Source organism: Janthinobacterium sp. Ant5-2-1 (assembly GCF_001445815.1).
GTDB classification, from domain to species: domain Bacteria; phylum Pseudomonadota; class Gammaproteobacteria; order Burkholderiales; family Burkholderiaceae_D; genus Janthinobacterium; species Janthinobacterium lividum_E.
Map to the genome: position 1 here is coordinate 1 of NZ_LNCE01000168.1, position 2,218 is coordinate 2,218.

General features: G+C 43.4%; 3 protein-coding genes and 1 pseudogene. 2 read left to right on the top strand and 2 right to left on the bottom strand.

The annotated features are described in order from the left end of the window. Positions 1–70: 70 nt before the first annotated feature. Entirely contained in the window at positions 71–271 is a 201-nt protein-coding gene (locus ASN89_RS29815) for a type IIL restriction-modification enzyme MmeI (protein ID WP_321166443.1), read from the bottom strand. Between the two features lie 92 nt (positions 272–363). Between ASN89_RS29815 and ASN89_RS29870 the strand changes: the two genes are divergently transcribed. After that, entirely contained in the window at positions 364–747 is a 384-nt protein-coding gene (locus ASN89_RS29870) for a Mu transposase domain-containing protein (RefSeq protein ID WP_414842530.1), read from the top strand. Then, positions 644–937 (top strand): annotated as a pseudogene (locus tag ASN89_RS27195) (ATP-binding protein); the annotation flags it as partial. The gene ASN89_RS29870 and the pseudogene ASN89_RS27195, both read left to right, overlap by 104 nt. 240 nt (positions 938–1,177) lie before the next feature. On the opposite strand, the gene ASN89_RS28470 reads toward ASN89_RS27195, so the two are convergent. Next, positions 1,178–1,978 carry a gamma-glutamyl-gamma-aminobutyrate hydrolase family protein gene (locus tag ASN89_RS28470; protein WP_082654780.1) on the bottom strand — a complete coding sequence of 267 codons (801 nt, stop codon included), beginning with the start codon at positions 1,976–1,978 and terminating at the stop codon, positions 1,178–1,180. Positions 1,979–2,218: the final 240 nt, after the last annotated feature.

The following is a 2,218-nucleotide window of genomic DNA, read 5'->3' on the forward strand; positions in this document are numbered from 1 at the left end:
CGGTATTTCTGGTACCATCAGCGGCGAGTATGTCGTAGAGACGAATGCTCCCGAAGTCGCTGACGACTACTTAGCCGGGCAGATCATCCTCACTGATGCCCGGAAAATAGTCGAAAGCCTGTTTTGCAGCACGGTCTAAGCTAAGACCGCCGGACTTATGTTCGACTAGCAGCATGCCTTTCCATAGCATGTCAATAAAACCGTGGGCGCCGTCACCGATGCCGACCGACCGGCTTGCTTCCGTATGGCTATATCCTTGATCTAGTACCAGGCATGCCGCCTGCTGTTTAAACTCAGGGGAAAACGTACTTCTTTACTTGCTCATCAAACACTTCTCCATGACGAACATTCTCGCCTAAATCAGTGTCCCGGTCCATTAAACCACTACACTTCGAAAGATTTGTGAAGCACAGAAAGCGAGTTTCCCCGACCTGGTTGATGACGTTCGACCAAGATCGCTACAGTGTTCCAGCCACGTTCGCTAATCGGCCGATCAGCATCAAGGCCTACTCCGATCGCCTCGTCTTCGTGGCCGACGGCAACATCATCACCGAGCATGTCTGCGACATTACGCGTGACCATGTGCCTGGCGGAAACATCTTCAATTCGTGCCACTATTTGGCTATTCTTCATCGCAAGCCACGCAGGACTGCTCAAACCGGAAACCACCGAGCGCGAGGTCCGGTCTTTGGCATATCAAATAAAGGTCGCGAGGTTGCCTCTATACAGAGACTTAAACGGCTTTGACTTCTCGTGCAACGAGGTGGATGAGACTTCGACCAGGCAGCTCTATCGCTCTGACTACCCGAAATCAGCCACGAACGTCATTTTGGTGGGTGGACCGGGGACGGGGAAGACGCACTTGGTGAACGCCATCCGTACTCAAGCGATCGAGCAGCACAATTGCCGCGTCCGATACTTTTTGAGAGTGGAGCTATAGCACTATATTAGCGGACGCGCTTCTCGCAGCGGGAGAGAAAAGTCTATTGACTTTTCTATATTATTCGGTAACCTCCAACAACCACTCATAATTACCAAGCCCATAAGCGCACACTGTACCATGGACTTCGACAATCCGTAACATGCATTTTTTCTTGGCATATCTCCAGACGTAGACTCTAATTTAGCCTTACAAGCTAAAATATATATCGAAAAACTTCTTCAATTACAATACCTATTACAGATATTGCCTAGTACGGACCGCATAAAATTTTCGACAAGCATCACCAAAAGCTTGAAATAAATGCACAGAGTGTGAACTTTGAGAAGCTTGCCATTCAGGATGCCACTGAACTGCAAGAGTAAATTGCGAGAATGTGGGGAAATGAATCGCTTCTATCATACCATTTTCTGCGTAAGCCAACGGCTCTAGACCACGTCCTAGTCTACCAATTCTCTCACTGCATAACGAGCGGACCTGAAACTGTTCTTGATTCAACAGTTGTGCAAACCAAGTGTTTGATACTAACTGTACATTGTAAATATCGGTGTATCGTTCCTCCAAAAGAATTTTTCCCTTTTTATTCTTATGTTCAGAAGTAGATTTTGTATTCTGGGTCCGATGAATATCACCACCGAAAGCTATGTTTAATTCGTGCATACCACGACAAATACCAAAGATGGGAATGCCATTTTTTAGCGCCATACGGATCAACAATATATCAAAGAGATCACGTTGTAGATCTTGGTTTTTATTCGATGAACTATTTTTTTGGCCATAAAGGGTGGGATCAATATTGCTGCTAGCACCTGTGATATAAATGCCATCGATCATCGATAAGTATTGTTCAATATGAGTGCTACCAAAACAAGTCGGAGCTAATAAGGGCAAACAGCCAGAAATTTCAACCAGCGCACGTAGGTAATCTTTTGTGACGAGTTGGCAATCAAGACCTTCACATTCTTGTGTTTCTAACGGCACTAAGACGACAGGTCTATGTTGCCTTTCCGATTTGAGTTTAATGTTATTGTGAGACATAAATTACCTTATCGGATGCGCTGTTTCGAAAATATATAGAATTGGATGCAACAGCCAAATGCAGCACAATTGTCGTTCAAATGTGCCATACATGTCAGAAAATAATGAATTTCCTGTCGTTTTCTCAGAAATATAGATAATGCAAAAAAATGTTAAAATTTAATCATTTGAATTTAAAAAAATTTCAAAAATAAAAAATAAAAATAAAAATAAAATATTTAACATTACAATATAGAAAAA